We start from the raw sequence: 13,909 nt of genomic DNA on the forward strand, positions 1-13,909 counted from the left end.
CGTACAGTCAAACGTCATGCTTTTTAGAACGGAGTCACACTTTACAATCATACTTCTCAAAGCCCTACATAGATATAAACGGAGGAGTAAGGTTTGTTCACTTCACTTAATGTTATATTATCTTACATAAACTATGGATTTATCGTCTTTTTTTGAAATAAACCATTGCCATTCTGAAAAGTGTATGTTTATAATACATTAACAGCAAATCATGTAAGGAAAGCTTACACTAAAGGGAGTGGTTGAAATGAGAAAAAAATGGGTTGGTTCATTGTTAGCAGCAGGTGCTATGCTGGCATTTCCGGCAAGTGCATTTGCAGACGAGGCGGCAAGTAACACGCAGCTGCAGGCGGGTCTGAACTCCGTATTCGTATTCCTCGCCGCATTACTCGTGTTCTTCATGCAGGCAGGCTTCGCACTTCTGGAAGCTGGCTCGGTAAGAATGAAAAATGCAGGCCATGTGGCCGGTAAGCAAATGCTTACCTTCGGAATTGCGATTATCTCCTTCTGGGCACTAGGCTTTGGCTTAGCATTCGGAAACGGCAACAGCTTCTTCGGTCTTGAAGGGTTCTTCCTGAGTGGAGACAACGTAACCGCATCCTTCGATGCTTTTGCAGCCTTCGATGTACCGACGACCATCATGTTCCTGTTCCATTTATCCTTCGCTGCTGTATCGCTCGCTATTGCTTGCGGCGGCTTGGCAGAACGGGCGAAGCTGAGTGTCTACATCATCTTCGGCATCTTGTTCTCCATCGTGATTTACCCGATTGTGGCTCACTGGGTATGGGGCGGCGGCTGGTTAGGCGCGCTGGGCATGCAGGATTTCGCAGGCTCCACAGTCGTTCACTTGACTGGTGCTACAGCAGCTCTCGTGGCTACAGTAATGCTGAAGCCTCGTCTTGGCAAATACAATAAAGACGGAAAGCCTAACAGCATTCCTGGTCACAACCAAGTGTACTCCGTACTGGGTGTACTGATTATCTGGATCGGCTGGTTCGGCTTTAACCCAGGCAGCACGATTTCCGCACTGATGGATGGTTTCTTCGGATTTGTCGCGCTGAACACGAACATTGCCGCTGCAGCGGGTGCACTTGCCGCCCTGCTTATCTCCTGGGCAGTTCTCGGTAAAGCAGACATTCCTAGCATGCTGAACGGTGTCCTTGCAGCATTCGTAGCAATCACAGGCGCTTGTGCCTTCGTTGAGCCTTGGGCTGCGGTAGTGATCGGTGCTGTTGCGGGTACAATTGCCTTCTTCTCTGCACAATGGTTTGAGCGTAAAGGTGTGGATGATCCGATTTACGCATTCTCTGTCCACGGTGTAGCCGGGATGTGGGGCGCGGTATCGACAGGTATTTTTGCAGCACCTCGCCTCGTTGAAATTACAGGCGTAGGCCAGGCTGGACTGGTATACGGCGGTGGCTTTACTCAGCTGGGCGTACAGCTGCTTGGATTGGTAGGTACTTTCATCTTCGTACTCATTATCTCTGCTATCATTCTTTATCTGATCAAGATGACAACCGGTCTGCGTGTTACGGAAGAAGAGGAATTGATGGGTCTGGATTTGAGCGAGCACGGAACCTACGGATATCCGGAGCAAATGAAAATGGCTTCAGAATCCGGAGCAAAAGGCTCAGCCTTGTAGAATCCTTCGGCCATTAAGTCCATCTCATGAGGAGGGTTGTCAATGGAACCTCTGCCATCATTACATTCAGAGCTTTCTTTTAAAGAGATTCCAGGCTGCCGCTCGGCGGAGGAACTGAAAGAGGCGCGGATTGCCTGTCAAGAACGACTGCTAGAGCAGAAGCCCTTCATGGATTTGTATACATGGATTGAGCAGGTCAACCGCATGCATGATGAGATTGGCCGGCGGGCAGTGCATATCGGGGAAGAGCATATGAAAGGGGCTGGCTTCGGCCAGCCTCCTGCCCGTTATGCCTTCGTTAGCTTCGGGAGCAGCGGAAGGCAAGAAGCTACGCTGTGGAGTGATCAGGATAACGGAATGATTATCGGGGATGAGGTGGATGAAGAGGGGAATCGCTATTTTCAGACATTTGGCGAAGTACTGTCGAACATCCTCGTCACCGCCGGTTATCCGAAATGCAGCGGCAAAGTGATGTGCTCCGAGCCGATGTGGCGCAAAACGCTGTCGGAGTGGAAGCAGCAGCTGGATCAATGGAGCTCACAGCATGCCTGGGAGCCTACGAGGTATTTTATTATCGCTTCGGATCTGCGGCACATCGCCGGCTCACAGGAGCTTTCGGAGGCCTGGTGTTCTCATTTTCAAGATTGCATTGATCAGAACATTGAGCTCATCCCGGCTCTTCTCCGGAATACCGTACGTCATAAGGCGACCCTGAATGTAATGGGGCGTATTGTGACGGAGCGCTTTGGAGAGCATGCGGGTGGATTTGATGTCAAATACGGTGTATACATCCCGCTTGTAAACAGCGTCCGCACGCTGGCACTGCAGCGGGGCATTGTGGAAACCTCAACCCGGCGAAGAATTGAAAAAATTATATTGCTGGAAGGAGGCGGCCTGCTGCTGGAAAATGTGCAGGATGCTTTCCGGGTGGCATTGAAGCTTCGAACAGAGACGCAGACAGAGTGGGAAGAGGGCTTTATCAGCAGCAGTGGCTATATGAGCAGAGAACAGTTAAAGGACAAGCAAATACAGTATGATCTTCGAAATACCTTGGGAGTGGTGCGCCGAATTCACCGCTCTCTGCAAAGAGAGCTTCGGGCTGCGGAGCGTAAAGGGCGTTGAGAGATCCCAGACAGACCGGAGCCGGCTTCTGGAAATCACTGCGCATGGGCGATCTTAATTCGGCGGTAGCCTCCATGCGTGGAAATCCTTCGGCTCAGCAAATCGCCTTTATCCGATCCCAGATGCGGGATCAGCGCAGGCCTGAGGTACTGGGGACACCGCTGAAAGAGCTGGAGACGGTCGTTTTTGATCTGGAGACGACAGGCTTTTCATATCAGCACGGAGACGTCATATTGTCTTTCGGAGCGGTTAAGACGCTCGGCACAACCATTTTGCAGGATCAATGCTTTCATTTGGTTGTCAACAGCGGAGCTGCCGTGCCATCTGATATTACAAGGCTGACCGGCATTACGCAGTCCATGGTGGATGATGCGGTGCCGCTTACGGAAGGGCTTCATGATTTCATGGCGTTCGTAGAGGGCAGGGTGCTGATCGCTCATGCGGCAGGGCATGATAAAGCCTTCCTCAATGCCGCCTTGTGGAAAACGTCCAAGGTTCGCCTCACGCACCGGCTGCTGGATACGATGATGATTGCCAGACAGCTGTATCCAGACCTTCCGGAGCATTCCCTTGACCTTCTCCTGCATCAGGCGGGCATTCCGATAGAAGGGCGCCATGATGCCTTAAAGGATGCTTTAATGACGGCGCGGCTCTGGACCTCCTACATTGAAGAGGTTCAAGAGGAAGAGGGCGTGGGTACGCTGGGAGATTTGTATATGTATCTGAGTCGACTGTAGGCGGCTATGTGATGAGAAGCCCGGCTGCAGTCAGGGACCACAGAGAACGGCCGACCGCGGCTTGATCATGGCGTGAATGAGTGATCCGATAGACGCTCAGCTCCAGCTCCAGATCGGGCTCCAGCTCCGGAAGCCCCGAATGGTTGCTAGCTGCTGGAGAGCCAATAAGATAAGAAGAGAATAAGCCTCCGAAATTCTGCAGCTGCTGCAAATCCTCAATGGAGGGCAGCGGCGGACTTGAAGGATGGCTGTGATAAAGCGCCTGCACAGGCGCTTTTTTCATGAGAAGGGAGGTCCAGGCTGCAGGGTCCAGTGTGAAGTGGTGGCGCGGCTGGGCTGCAGTATTTGTGACGGGAATAAACTGCTGCAGGTGGTTACAATCAGGTCCCGTCAGGATTCCGCAGGCTTCAAAGGGCTGACATCGCAGGGTGTGAGACTTCAGGTCTGTAAAGGCTTGTACTGACAGGCTTATCATCTGATCTCGGCAGCCGCCATTCAATGGGTTCGCCATTTCGTCACCTCCGGGTCGGGATTTTGGCCGGGCTGGTTTGAATCTTGGGTCCTTCAGGGTACAATAGGGACTATACCAAGTCTATCAGTAAAGGAAAAGATCCATGAAGCGTAATATCATCATTTTGTTAGTCATCCTTGCAGCGGCAGCAACTGTGATCTACAAGCAGGCCGGTGACGAGATCCAGTCGGTGTTTAAGACTGAGCAGCCGCTGCCTGTCGAGGTGGGAGCTAAAGCCGGCATGCTGTCACCTACCTTCACACTGGAGGGCATGAACGGAGGGAGCTACTCTGGCGGAGGCGTCCGCGAGAAGGCGCTCTTGATAAATTTTTGGGCCTCCTGGTGCGAGCCTTGCCGGCAGGAAACGCCGGAGCTGATCGAGCTGGCGCGGCAGTACTCTGAGGAGCTGGACATTTACGGAATTAACGTGACCAAATACGATGTGGAAAAAAGAGCCCGCGCCTTTGCCGACGAATTTAATATTCCCTACCCGCTTCTGATGGATGAAGAAGCCGAGGTGTTTGAAGCGCTCTTCAAGGGTCAAGCTTTCCCGACGAGCGTTCTCATCGACCGCAACGGGGTTATCCAAGAGGTGCTTGTTGGCTTGCCCGAGCCGGCTGAGCTGAGAAAAAAGGTAAAGCGGCTCACCTCTCTTTAATGGAAGCAAGAATAAACATGGCATTGCCCTGGATTGCGGCAATGCCATGTTTGTATGACAGCACTATTTAGTGATTCACGATGCCCTGGCGGGGAAGGGCTTCGCCTTCCTGCAGCTCCGGGGACATTTGTCCGATCAGCGCGTAACGCATACTGTCTACAAGTGCCTCCCAGCTCGCTTCAATAACGTTGCCGGATACGCCTACGGTGTTCCACGATTGATCAGCGTTCTTGGATTCAATCAGCACGCGTACGCGGGCGGCTGTGGTTTCTTTATCATCGAGGACGCGCACCTTATAATCTGACAGATGCATATCTGTAAGGGTCGGGAAATATTGCACCAGCGCTTTACGCAGCGCATTGTCCAGCGCGTTGACCGGACCGTTGCCTTCTCCGGCCGTGTAGATGCTCTGTCCTGCTACGTTGATTTTGACGAATGCTTCGGATACGACCGGGCGTCCTGCCGTTTTCTCGACCAGCATTTTAAACGATTCGAACGTGAACAGCTCATGGACCTCGCCATTCGCTTCCCGCAGCAGAAGCTCAAGGGAGGCGTCTGCTCCTTCGAATTGATAGCCCTGATGCTCCAGATCCTTGATCTTGGAGATGACATTCTTCGCCTGCTCGCTGCTGGGATCGAAGCTAAGGCCCATATCCTGAGCTTTCGAGACGATGTTGCTCTGTCCTGCAAGCTCGGAAACGAGGATTCGCTGCTTGTTGCCAACGAGCTCCGGAGCGATGTGCTCATACGTTCTGGAGTCCCGCATGATGGCAGAGACATGGATGCCGCCCTTGTGCGCGAAAGCGGCGTTGCCGACATAAGGCTGATTGACCGGCATGTTTACATTGGCAATCTCGTTAATATATCTGGCCGTGCTTGTCAGGTTGGTGATGCTGTCATCGCCGATGACCTGATAGCCCATCTTTAGCTGCAGGTTCGGAATGATGGAGCAGAGATTGGCATTGCCGCAGCGCTCGCCATATCCGTTCATTGTGCCTTGCACCTGTGTGACACCGGCTTGAACGGCACTGAGCGTATTCGCAACCGCCAGCTCGCAGTCATTATGGGTATGGATGCCGAGCGGTGCTCCCGGCAGCTCTGTATTCAAAGATGTTACAATGCCATGCACCTCGTGCGGCAGTGTGCCGCCGTTCGTGTCACACATCACCAGCCAGTCTGCCCCGGCTTCACGGGCTTTCTTCAGGACTGAAACCGCATACTCCGGGTTGTTCTTGTATCCATCAAAAAAATGCTCTGCATCGAAGATGACCTCCAGCCCGCTGGTCTTCAGGTAGGCTATGGAATCATAAATCATGGCAAGATTCTCTTCCAGTGTCGTCTGGAGCGCAGTATGCACATGGAAATCCCACGATTTACCGACGAGTGTAGCGGCCTGCGCGCCAGATTCCAAAATACACTTCAGATTAGCGTCATGCTCGGCTGCCATCCCCTTGCGCCGGGTGCTGCCGAAAGCCGTGATTTTGGAGGAGAGGCCCAGATCCTTTGCTCTTCTGAAAAACTCGATGTCTTTACTGTTGCTTCCCGGAATGCCGCCTTCTATATAGTGAACACCAAGAGCGTCAAGCTTCCGTGCGATTTTGATTTTGTCGTCCGCTGAGAAGCTGATTCCTTCGCCTTGTGTGCCGTCGCGAAGCGTCGTGTCAAAAATGGAGATAGACTTAGACATGATGTCCTCCTTATAAGTCCGCCGATGGACCGCCTAATATATAATGTTGTCATTATAGCACTTCTTGGCCTTAAAGGGACAAAGAAATGTAAATTTAGGCTCAGCCTGTTTCTTGACCGGATAATGGGGGAAGGTTAAGCTAAGGGCAGCGAGCTTCCTGCAGGTATAAGATGAGGACTCGGTTCATAATATGGTATGAAAAAGAAGGGTTTAATGGTGTCCAATATTACCGATTTTTATCCGGTGAGCGGCAGGGTTATTTTGCATGTGGATATGAATGCTTTTTACTGCTCGGTGCACGAGGCAGAGGAGCCGGGAAAATTCCGGGGCAAGGCGACGGCTGTTGCAGGCAGCATGGAGCTGCGCAAGGGTATTGTGGTTACCTGCTCCTATGCCAGCCGGGCGAAGGGCATTGCCACTGGCATGACAGTGCGCCAAGCGCTGAAGCTGGATCCTGACCTCATTTTGATTAAGCCGGATTTTGATTTATATCGTAAATATTCCAAAGCATTTATGAGCATTGCCTATGAGTACACACCGCTGCTGGAGGCCACCTCCATTGATGAGTGCTACCTCGATATCACAGGCTCGAAGCAATTCGGTACGCCGCTCGACATTGCCCGGGAAATTCAGCAGAGAATTCAGGAGGAGCTGTCGCTGCCCTGCTCTATTGGAGTGGCTCCGAATAAGCTGCTGGCCAAGATGGGGTCGGACATCAAGAAGCCGAACGGCATAACCGTGATGAGAATCCGGGATGTTCCGAAAATGCTGTGGGGACGGCCCTGCGCTGATCTGTTTGGCATTGGCGTGAAGACGGCCGAGAAGCTGGCAAAGCTGAATATCCGGACGATCGGTCAGCTGGCGGCAGCGAAGGAAGAGCTCTTGACAGGAGCGTTTGGTGTGAACGGACGCTGGATGAAGCAGGCTGCGAATGGGCTGGATCATTCCCCGGTCCAGGGAGAACGGGAGCAGAGCAAATCCATCGGTCATACGACAACGCTGCCGGCGGATATAACGACCCCTGAACAGGCCCGTAAGGTGTTTCTCAATCTGGCAGATCAGGTCGCAAGGCGGCTTCGCCGGCAGGAGCTGATGGCCTCCGGCATCCAGATTACACTGCGCACACCGGATATGAAGACACTCACCCGTTCCAAGCTGTTTCCAGGTCCTACGGAGAATACAGAAGACATCTACCGGGAAGCCTGTACATTGTACGATAGGCATTGGCAGGATGGCCGTCCGCTGAGGCTGCTCGGCATTACGCTGCAGCAGCTTGCACCGCGCATACACTCTGCCATTCAGCTGGATCTGTTTGATTATGAACAGCAGCCGCGCAAAGAATCGTTAACCCGGGTCATGGATGAGCTGCGAGACAAATTCGGGGAGAGCGCGGTGCTTACCGCCGGGATGCTGGGAGATGATCCATCCTCTTTGATCCGAAATCACAAGCTTCGGGGAACCTCCCTGCAAATGGATTTTGCGGACAGGAAGCGGGATCGTGAAAAGTCAGCCCGGAACGAGACTGAAATGAAGGAATGGCACGATCCAGATTAATGCAACTATTTTTGTCGGAAAACTCCGGAAAAGCCGGAAAACCATTTGTGTTATCGAATCATTTGTATTACTATACTATATAGTTGGTGCTCAAGATCTGATGCTTGCAAGCACCGGAGTACGTTTTAGATATACAGGAGGCAGAGAACTATGGCGAAGTTTACATGGGTAGATAAAGATACCTGCATTGCATGCGGCGCTTGTGGAGCCACAGCACCCGACATTTACGATTATGATGATGAGGGCCTGGCTGAAGTGATTTACGAGGGTGACAACAACCGCGGTCTGACAGAAATTCCTGAAGACATGTATGAGGATATCGAAGATGCGTGCGACGGCTGCCCGACAGATTCCATCCGAATCGCGGACGAGCCATTCAACGCGGAATAAGCTCTTGACCTGAACCGGCTGCTAGAAGAGCAATCATAACGATCATTGTGGAGACGTCTTTTGCCCCAGGGGCAGAGGACGTTTCTTTATTTTTCTGAAGAGATGGTTTCAAGCTGCCGATATAGAGAGTATATAAGTCGCAATAGCGATAAACGCAACTTCGATTGACGGAGGAATTTCATGAGTGAATCGGTACATCTCAAGCGATATGTCGAAAGTCATCCCGATAATAAGATGGCATGGTACCTGCTGGGCAAGGACTATGAGCGTCATGGTGAGCATGGAAAAGCCAACTTCTGCTTTAACCGGGCTGAAGAGGTTTACGAGGCCTTCGAGCACAGTAAAGTGCCGGCTGACATTTGGAAAAATTATCAGCAAAAGCTGCTGCAAGAGGAGCAGCAGAGAGAAAAGCGGGTGGGCAGCATCAGACGTGCGGCGCTCGCACTAGCCTTATTTCTGCTGTTTCTGGTCCCGTCAGCGGCGGCCCCGGAATGGAGCATGGACAGCTGGGCGAAGGAGGAGCTGGATTCGGGGGAGAAGCTTTCTGCGTTAGCGGAAGCAGAGTCTCGCGCGGGCGAAGAGAAACCTGAAGCTGAAGGCCCTCTGTTTACGGCTGCCGGAAGTGATGCTGAGGGACAAGGAGGACTGTCCTCTCTGTTTCAGAAGCCCTCCGAGCTGCCGGAAAGCAGCGTCGTTCTGGGTATGAAGCAGGCCGGGACGTGGAAGCTGTGGTCGGATCAGATGCCTCTGTTGTACGGTGTGAAGGTGATGGAGGGAGGCGGAATTACAGTGACACCTCTGCAGGGAGATGGTGCAAACTGTGACTGCGGCCCTCTGGAGGGCGGTACATTGAAGGAGCTGGCCGTAAAATGGAGTGAGAACCAGCTGAATCAGGCGGTGCTGGCCAGTGCGCTGGACAGCTTCTATACAGCAAAAGGCAGACTGCCGAAGGAATTGAAGGAGCTGAGTGGTCCTTTTCCCGAGAATTGGCTCGCAGGCTCGTCCGATAAGCTGGAAGAACTATATAAAGTGTATACAGATGTCAACGGTTCCGTGACTAAAGCAAGAGCGGAAAGACAGGGAGCATCCACTGAGCTGGCCATGCTGGAGAAGATGCCAGGACTGCTGGGCTCATCGCCGGATGGTGCTCCTTTTTTTAGGGAGATGCTTAGGGTTGTCATTGACCGGAAGCAGCACCGGCTTGCTGTAGTCAGCGGAGATGTCATTCTCCGCAGCTATAAGGTGGGGCTTGGCGAGAGCAATAAGACACCTTTAGGGACGTTCCGCATTGCGGATAAGGTGATTAACCCGAACGGCACGGGCAATGGAGTGTATGGAACCCGGGGGATGCAGCTGTCGGATACGAATTATGCCATTCACGGAACGGCGGACGTCGACAGCATCGGGGCCAACGTGTCCGAGGGCTGTATCCGGATGCTCACAGAGGATGTTGAAGAGCTGTTTGATCTCGTACCGATGGGGACAGAGGTGAAGATTGGAGAGGGACTGCTCCCGGATCTTGATCTCACCTCAGAGGAGCGCTTCGCGCTGAAGCGCTCCTCCGGGCAGGGCAATCCCAGCAAGACTTATGTGTGGCTGGATTGATTCATGAGATGATAAGTGCAAGCATCACAGCAGGATAATCAGAAATACGATAAGCACAATGAGCAGAGTAAGGCTGACTCCGATCCATAGAACGGCTTTTTTGTTCACTTCTTCTTTCTTCTGCTTCAGGGTGGGCTTGCTGCGTTTAACGGACATGTCTATTCCTCTCTTTCTAATCATGATTCATGAAGGATTGTCTTTACATTGTAAAGGATTCGCATTGGAAATGCCATGCTGGTCAGGCGCTGGAAGGAGCAGAGCAGGGCGTAAAGAACTTTCTTTTTTATGCAGAAAGCGATAAACTGGAGGGTAGAGAACAGAAAGCCTGGAGAGGAAGAATGGATGTGCTGTACCGCAACGTAGGCAAACCGATTTTTTTCAAGATGGACCCTGAAAAGGCTCATCATCTCGTCGTGGACGGGCTCGCCAAGAGTATGGCGCTGCCGGGAGCGGAAGCTGCGATGAGGACCATGTACGGAGTGCGTGAAACATCTGATCTGGCGGTTGATTTATGGGGAATTCACTTTCCGACACCGGTGGGGCTCGCTGCTGGCCTGGATAAGAACGCTAAGGCCGTGAGAGGCTTCTCTTCCATCGGTTTCGGCTTTATGGAGGTCGGCACGGTGACCCCGAAGGGACAAAGCGGCAATGAGCTGCCTCGATTGTTCCGGCTTCCGGAGGATGAAGCACTCATTAACCGGATGGGGTTCAACAATGAGGGAGCGGCGGCTATGGCCGGCAGGCTGAAGCAGCTTCAGGAGCGACGAATTCCGATTGCCGTCAATATCGGAAAGAACAAGACAACGCCGAATGAAGAGGCCAACCGGGATTATGAGACTTGTATCCGTGAGCTGTATCCTTACGGAGATTTTTTTGTGGTTAATATCAGCTCGCCGAATACGCCGGACCTTCGCAGTCTGCAGCATGGCAGTGAGCTTTCCTCGCTTCTGGAGGCAGTCAAGCAGGAGATGGGGCGTCAGGCTGAGGTTTATGGCACAAGCAAGCCCGTGCTCGTGAAGATCGCTCCGGACGTCAGTCAGGATGAACTGGAATTTATGGTAGACACAATCTCCCGCAGCGGGGTATCCGGAATTATTGCGAGTAATACGACGCTGTCAAGGGAAGGTCTGTCACATCCCAATGCGAAGGAGACCGGAGGCTTGAGCGGCAAGCCGCTGAAGGAGCGGTCTACGGAAATCATTTCTTTGATTTATCAGCAGACAGAAGGCAAACTGCCTATTATTGGCTCCGGCGGTATATTTACGGCGGAGGATGCGTATGACAAGATCAAAGCGGGCGCGAGCCTGGTGGAAATTTACACTGCGCTCATCTACGAAGGGCCCGAGGTGAACCGGAGGCTTCATGCCGGACTGCAGCAGCTCTTAAAGCGTGATGGATACACGCATATTTCCGAGGCAGTCGGAGCGAAGCACCGCTAAGCTAAGGGCAAAGACAGGAGGCTAGGCGATGGACGGCAGAGACTGGGGAACATTTTTACAGCCTTATGAGCAGGCAGTTGAAGAATTGAAGGTCAAATTCAAGACCATGCGCTCAGAGCTGAAAAAACGAGAAGAATATGCGCCGATTGAGTTTGTAACAGGGCGTATCAAGAAAATTTCAAGCATTCTGGAAAAGGCCAAGCGCCTGCAGGTACCTATGGATCAGCTGGAGACCGGCATTGAGGATATCGCCGGAATCCGGATTATGTGTCAGTTCGTAGAGGATATCCGCCGGGTTGCTGTTTATATACGTGCAAGAAAGGATCTCAAGGTGCTGTTTGAGAAGGATTACATTACGAACTATAAGGAAAGCGGGTATCGCAGCTTCCATATGATCGTGGAATATCCTGTGCAGACGGCGCTGGGACAGAAAAATGTGCTGGCTGAAATCCAGATCCGGACGCTCGCAATGAATTTCTGGGCAACCATTGAGCACTCCTTGAGCTATAAATACCGGGAGAGTCTGCCTGAGGAGATTCGGCTGCGCCTGAAGAAGGCGGCAGAAGCAGCGAATACCCTGGATAATGAAATGTCCAGCATCCGGGAAGAGATTCTGGAGGCGCAGAAGCAGTTTGAGGACAATTCCAATATTACTTCTCAGCTTCTCAAGGCAATTCATCAGCTGTATTTCTATCATCTGGTCAATGAGGCGATTGACTATCAGGAGCGGTTCAATGAGATCTGGCAAAATCCGGATCAGGATGTAGAAGCGATCAAGGAGCTGCTTGGAGAAGTGAAAGCACTGCTCTCCCTGGCGAAGCGGGGTGTGGAGGAGCAGGATGTATGATTCGCTGTATGCTGCGTATCTAATTTATTTCAACCGGGACCGGGATTATTTTGAATGCCACGAGGTTCTTGAGGAGCTTTGGCTGGCCAAAGATAAGGATCCCAGATACAAGGGGCTGCTGCAGGTTGCCGTCAGCCTGTATCATTTCCGAAATGGGAACATCCCGGGGGCGTCCAAGATGATGCGCTACGCGGTCAGCCGCCTCACGGGGCTGGCTGATCGGGAGCTCGGCATCCGGATGGATATGCTCTATAAGGAGATTGAGCACTATGCCGCTCAGCTGGAGCGATACAGAGAGCAGCCGTTTCCCTATCGAGATTTGACCATTCTGATCGCCGATCCGCTCCTGCAGGAGCAGGTTGAGAGGACTGCGCCGGAGATCCAGCCCAATGTACCGCAGCGAAGAGGACCTCAACGTTCTGCGAAGCATGAGCTGAAGCACAAGCAGCATGGAGCTGAATAGATGAGCGCGAGGGCAGCAGCGGCCGGGGAAGGAGCGAACGCTGCTGTTTTTGTTGACAACACAAAAACTGCCCCGGTCTTATTCGATCCGGGACAGTCTGATTCAGATTCTATAGTGAATGCTTAGGTACTGCCGTGGTATTTCTTATCGATGAAGGAACGGATCTCCTCCACGGTCTTCCCTTCTCCGTGCAGGCGCTTGACATCTTGAAGCTCACTGAGGCAGATTCCGCATAGTGCACCATGATCACTCCATTGAATGCCTTCTTCACGCTCGTCCGCGACGAAGCAGCGGAGCAGCGAATCATGGTCATTATCCTCCATACAGCCGCAATAGCACTTCATTTCCTTCAGGATCTCTTTCAAAGCACCAACGTCTCCGTAGGCAGCCTGAGTGTTATCCGTATATACTGAAATGAGCTGCGGCATGATGTCATAGGAAGCCGTGATTTCATAGTTCTCCGAATGGGCACCATGGCTATGGGAATCGTGATTATCCTTCCCGACCCCAGCGCATCCGGACAGCAGCAACGCAGCTAGAACACTGGCGGCGAGCCAGGATCGAGCGGCCATTATTCCTTTACGCTCCCTTTGTGCTTCTCCAGGAAATCTTTGAAGTTCTCCGCGCTGTTGCCTTCGGCCAGATTCTCTGTGGTGATGCCCCCGACCAGGCGATCCTTCTCTTTGCCATTCTCGAAAAAGACAAGGGTTGGCGTATATTCGATATTATACTGTCTGAAGCCCTCCTGAAATTCCTGGAGATTATATTGATGCAGCGTTACGCCAAGATCCTGCGCGAGCGGCATCAGCTCCGGTGTTGTGGCTTTGCAGGCAGGGCAGGTCGAGGAGAAGAAGTATACATAATAGCTCTCTGCTGCGGCTTCCTTCTTGCTAAGCTGATCTGGAAGAATGATCTGCTGGTAGTTGGGATCCTCCAGCTGGGCTTTCGTTGCCGGATTGAGCTCCGCTACCTTCTTGCCGCCATACAGCGCGCTTGCTTCGCCTTGAGTGTTCAGGAAAGCCAATAAACCGATTAATACAATCAATATGCCTGCAAATACGTACAGGCCGATATAGTTCTTCTTGCGCTTCAAACACTCACCCCCTATATGATCGACATGCAATCAGGGCATGTCCCCTAGAAACGTAATTTATTATACAATAATCAAGAGGACTGCGGTACAATTTAAAGCTGTTTGGCTTCGACAATTTCATGAACGAGGTAAAGCTGCAGCCGATGAATACAAAACTAACG

Annotated in this window: 15 protein-coding genes; 10 read left to right on the forward strand and 5 right to left on the reverse strand. The window is 52.1% G+C overall.

Going from position 1 to position 13,909, the window contains the following annotated elements; translation table 11 throughout:
* Nucleotides 1–247 precede the first annotated feature (247 nt).
* The 3 genes from JJQ72_RS01100 to JJQ72_RS01110 are packed head-to-tail and all read left to right on the forward strand — an operon-like array spanning nucleotide 248 to nucleotide 3,501.
* Nucleotides 248–1,642 carry an ammonium transporter gene (locus JJQ72_RS01100; RefSeq protein WP_138226337.1) on the forward strand — a complete coding sequence of 465 codons (1,395 nt, stop codon included), beginning with the start codon at nucleotides 248–250 and terminating at the stop codon, nucleotides 1,640–1,642.
* 42 nt (nucleotides 1,643–1,684) lie between these two features.
* A complete protein-coding gene (locus tag JJQ72_RS01105) occupies nucleotides 1,685–2,764 on the forward strand; it encodes a DUF294 nucleotidyltransferase-like domain-containing protein (RefSeq protein WP_208202445.1) in 1,080 nt (359 codons plus the stop codon).
* A complete protein-coding gene (locus JJQ72_RS01110; RefSeq protein ID WP_138226335.1) occupies nucleotides 2,761–3,501 on the forward strand; it encodes an exonuclease domain-containing protein in 741 nt (246 codons plus the stop codon). The genes JJQ72_RS01105 and JJQ72_RS01110 overlap by 4 nt, the downstream gene beginning before the upstream one ends.
* A 4-nt stretch (nucleotides 3,502–3,505) precedes the next feature.
* On the opposite strand, the gene JJQ72_RS01115 is transcribed toward JJQ72_RS01110, so the two are convergent.
* Entirely contained in the window at nucleotides 3,506–4,012 is a 507-nt protein-coding gene (locus tag JJQ72_RS01115; RefSeq protein WP_208202446.1) for a Mov34/MPN/PAD-1 family protein, read from the reverse strand.
* Between the two features lie 103 nt (nucleotides 4,013–4,115).
* Between JJQ72_RS01115 and JJQ72_RS01120 the strand changes: the two genes are divergently transcribed.
* The gene (locus JJQ72_RS01120; protein WP_208202447.1) at nucleotides 4,116–4,670 is read left to right on the forward strand and encodes a TlpA disulfide reductase family protein; all 555 of its coding nucleotides are present in this window, start codon (nucleotides 4,116–4,118) and stop codon (nucleotides 4,668–4,670) included.
* 67 nt (nucleotides 4,671–4,737) lie between these two features.
* Here the strand turns inward: JJQ72_RS01120 and cimA are convergent, their stop codons facing one another.
* On the reverse strand, nucleotides 4,738–6,357 hold the full coding sequence (gene cimA, locus JJQ72_RS01125; protein WP_208202448.1) for a citramalate synthase: 1,620 nt from the start codon (nucleotides 6,355–6,357) through the stop codon (nucleotides 4,738–4,740).
* Nucleotides 6,358–6,573: 216 nt separating this feature from the next.
* Here cimA and JJQ72_RS01130 point away from each other — a divergent pair, with 216 nt between their 5' ends.
* From JJQ72_RS01130 to JJQ72_RS01140, 3 genes are all read left to right on the forward strand, one after another.
* Nucleotides 6,574–7,911 (forward strand): DNA polymerase IV, encoded by a 1,338-nt coding sequence (locus JJQ72_RS01130; protein WP_138227808.1) that lies wholly within the window; start codon nucleotides 6,574–6,576, stop codon nucleotides 7,909–7,911.
* A 150-nt stretch (nucleotides 7,912–8,061) separates the two neighbouring features.
* Nucleotides 8,062–8,301: a ferredoxin gene (locus JJQ72_RS01135; RefSeq protein ID WP_208202449.1), complete on the forward strand. Its 240-nt coding sequence runs from the start codon at nucleotides 8,062–8,064 to the stop codon at nucleotides 8,299–8,301.
* A gap of 180 nt (nucleotides 8,302–8,481) precedes the next feature.
* Nucleotides 8,482–9,906 (forward strand): L,D-transpeptidase, encoded by a 1,425-nt coding sequence (locus tag JJQ72_RS01140; RefSeq protein ID WP_208202450.1) that lies wholly within the window; start codon nucleotides 8,482–8,484, stop codon nucleotides 9,904–9,906.
* Between the two features lie 24 nt (nucleotides 9,907–9,930).
* Here JJQ72_RS01140 and JJQ72_RS20615 read toward each other — a convergent pair whose 3' ends face one another.
* Nucleotides 9,931–10,062: a hypothetical protein gene (locus tag JJQ72_RS20615; RefSeq protein WP_267900153.1), complete on the reverse strand. Its 132-nt coding sequence runs from the start codon at nucleotides 10,060–10,062 to the stop codon at nucleotides 9,931–9,933.
* Between the two features lie 188 nt (nucleotides 10,063–10,250).
* Here JJQ72_RS20615 and JJQ72_RS01145 point away from each other — a divergent pair, with 188 nt between their 5' ends.
* The 3 genes from JJQ72_RS01145 to JJQ72_RS01155 are packed head-to-tail and all read left to right on the forward strand — an operon-like array spanning nucleotide 10,251 to nucleotide 12,655.
* Nucleotides 10,251–11,345, forward strand: a complete 1,095-nt coding sequence (locus tag JJQ72_RS01145; RefSeq protein WP_175415425.1) for a quinone-dependent dihydroorotate dehydrogenase — start codon at nucleotides 10,251–10,253, stop codon at nucleotides 11,343–11,345.
* Nucleotides 11,346–11,373: 28 nt separating this feature from the next.
* On the forward strand, nucleotides 11,374–12,192 hold the full coding sequence (yjbM, locus tag JJQ72_RS01150; protein ID WP_138226329.1) for a GTP diphosphokinase: 819 nt from the start codon (nucleotides 11,374–11,376) through the stop codon (nucleotides 12,190–12,192).
* Nucleotides 12,185–12,655: a DUF309 domain-containing protein gene (locus tag JJQ72_RS01155; RefSeq protein WP_138226328.1), complete on the forward strand. Its 471-nt coding sequence runs from the start codon at nucleotides 12,185–12,187 to the stop codon at nucleotides 12,653–12,655. The genes yjbM and JJQ72_RS01155 overlap by 8 nt, the downstream gene beginning before the upstream one ends.
* A gap of 122 nt (nucleotides 12,656–12,777) precedes the next feature.
* Here the strand turns inward: JJQ72_RS01155 and JJQ72_RS01160 are convergent, their stop codons facing one another.
* Together JJQ72_RS01160 and JJQ72_RS01165 are read right to left on the reverse strand one after the other, a co-directional pair.
* Nucleotides 12,778–13,227 carry a PCYCGC motif-containing (lipo)protein gene (locus JJQ72_RS01160; protein WP_208202451.1) on the reverse strand — a complete coding sequence of 150 codons (450 nt, stop codon included), beginning with the start codon at nucleotides 13,225–13,227 and terminating at the stop codon, nucleotides 12,778–12,780.
* Entirely contained in the window at nucleotides 13,227–13,748 is a 522-nt protein-coding gene (locus JJQ72_RS01165) for a thioredoxin family protein (RefSeq protein WP_138226326.1), read from the reverse strand. The genes JJQ72_RS01160 and JJQ72_RS01165 overlap by 1 nt, the downstream gene beginning before the upstream one ends.
* Nucleotides 13,749–13,909 lie beyond the last annotated feature (161 nt).

The organism is Paenibacillus sp. F411, assembly GCF_017582705.1.
Classification (GTDB): Bacteria; Bacillota; Bacilli; order Paenibacillales; family Paenibacillaceae; genus Paenibacillus_AQ; species Paenibacillus_AQ algicola.

What these genes read in the sequence shown, in the direction of transcription:
- JJQ72_RS01100 (WP_138226337.1), top strand. Translation starts at nt 248, where the DNA reads ATGAGAAAAAAATGGGTTGGTTCATTGTTAGCAGCAGGTGCTATGCTG.
- JJQ72_RS01105 (WP_208202445.1), top strand. Translation starts at nt 1,685, where the DNA reads ATGGAACCTCTGCCATCATTACATTCAGAGCTTTCTTTTAAAGAGATT.
- JJQ72_RS01115 (WP_208202446.1), bottom strand. Translation starts at nt 4,012, where the DNA reads ATGGCGAACCCATTGAATGGCGGCTGCCGAGATCAGATGATAAGCCTG.
- JJQ72_RS01120 (WP_208202447.1), top strand. Translation starts at nt 4,116, where the DNA reads ATGAAGCGTAATATCATCATTTTGTTAGTCATCCTTGCAGCGGCAGCA.
- cimA (WP_208202448.1), bottom strand. Translation starts at nt 6,357, where the DNA reads ATGTCTAAGTCTATCTCCATTTTTGACACGACGCTTCGCGACGGCACA.
- JJQ72_RS01135 (WP_208202449.1), top strand. Translation starts at nt 8,062, where the DNA reads ATGGCGAAGTTTACATGGGTAGATAAAGATACCTGCATTGCATGCGGC.
- JJQ72_RS01140 (WP_208202450.1), top strand. Translation starts at nt 8,482, where the DNA reads ATGAGTGAATCGGTACATCTCAAGCGATATGTCGAAAGTCATCCCGAT.
- JJQ72_RS20615 (WP_267900153.1), bottom strand. Translation starts at nt 10,062, where the DNA reads ATGTCCGTTAAACGCAGCAAGCCCACCCTGAAGCAGAAGAAAGAAGAA.
- yjbM (WP_138226329.1), top strand. Translation starts at nt 11,374, where the DNA reads ATGGACGGCAGAGACTGGGGAACATTTTTACAGCCTTATGAGCAGGCA.
- JJQ72_RS01155 (WP_138226328.1), top strand. Translation starts at nt 12,185, where the DNA reads ATGTATGATTCGCTGTATGCTGCGTATCTAATTTATTTCAACCGGGAC.
- JJQ72_RS01160 (WP_208202451.1), bottom strand. Translation starts at nt 13,227, where the DNA reads ATGGCCGCTCGATCCTGGCTCGCCGCCAGTGTTCTAGCTGCGTTGCTG.